Annotated in this window: 1 pseudogene; it reads left to right on the forward strand. The window is 33.7% G+C overall.

Features of this window, described 5'->3' with window-relative positions:
• Positions 1–108: 108 nt before the first annotated feature.
• A pseudogene (locus EFY79_RS21270) lies at positions 109–1,089 on the forward strand (IS1634 family transposase); the annotation flags it as partial.
• Positions 1,090–1,323 lie beyond the last annotated feature (234 nt).

Genomic DNA, 1,323 nt, shown 5'->3' on the forward strand with positions numbered 1-1,323 from the left:
ATAAAATTGAAGAACTGCTGCCGCAAAACTGGAAACCACTGGTATAAGGATTTTATTTTAAATTAATTTCGATGTGGTTGGTCGGAGGGATACGATAAAGATGCAGTTTATCGTTTTTTGGATAAACTCAATAACAAGTTAAAAGAACAGGTAGAACAAATTGTATTTGCACATACGCTTAAGGTTTTAGATGGAAAAATAAGCATTGCATTTTATGATATGACCACGCTTTATTTTGAAGCAAGTGATGAAGACGATTTACGAAAAACAGGTTTTAGTAAGGATGGCAAACATCAAAATCCACAAATATTTTTGGGCTTGCTGGTTGGCTTGGGTGGTTATGCAATAGGCTATGATATTTTTGAAGGAAATATTTATGAAGGGCATACACTGATTCCTTTTATTGAAAAAATAACAGCAAAATTTAATCTGGAAAAACCAATCGTTGTTGCCGATTCTGGCTTACTATCCAAAGATAATATCATAGCTCTGGAGGAAAAAAAATATGAATACATTATCGGTGCAAGATTGAAAAGCGAGCCCGAAAAAATTAAGCAACAGATACTTGACAAAAAACTCATGGATGGCGATATTCTGAGAATAAAGAGGTCTGCTAATACCCGCCTTATTGTTAGCTATGCAAACCACAGAGCCGCTAAAGATGAGCATAATCGAAAGAGAGGATTACAGCGATTGGAGAAACAAATCAAATCCGGTAAACTTACTAAATCAAGCATCAACAACAAAGGGTACAACAAATATTTGAAATTAGAAGGTGAAATATCCATTAAAATCGATTATGAAAAGTTCAACCAGGATAACGCGTGGGACGGTTTAAAAGGTTACATCACCAATACTAAAATCAAGGATAAGCAAGTAATTGAAAATTATAAAAATCTTTGGCATATTGAAAAAGCGTTCCGGATGTCAAAAACTGATTTAAGAATACGGCCAATTTATCACAGATTGCGGCATCGTATTGAGGCGCATATTTGTATTGCGTTCACTGCATATAGCATTTATAAAGAACTCGAACGCATACTATACAAAGAAAAATCAAATTTATCTCTAAGAAGGCTGCAGAATTAACTCACAACATGTATCAGATAAGGTACACACTTCCTGAATCCAAACATACAAAATCAAAACTCCTCAAAATGGACGATGAGCAGGCTGAATTGTACCAAATTATTGAGAAAAATTGTTAGGGTGTTGCAACGCTTAAAACAGGAAAGAAGTTTAGAAAATATTAATAATAACCAGTCAAAAGCATCTTATTATGGCTTTAAATTTATAAATAATGAGATCCTGATAAGTATTGAT

The sequence above is a fragment of the Hanamia caeni genome, from assembly GCF_003721595.1.
Taxonomy (GTDB): domain Bacteria; phylum Bacteroidota; class Bacteroidia; order Chitinophagales; family Chitinophagaceae; genus Ginsengibacter; species Ginsengibacter caeni.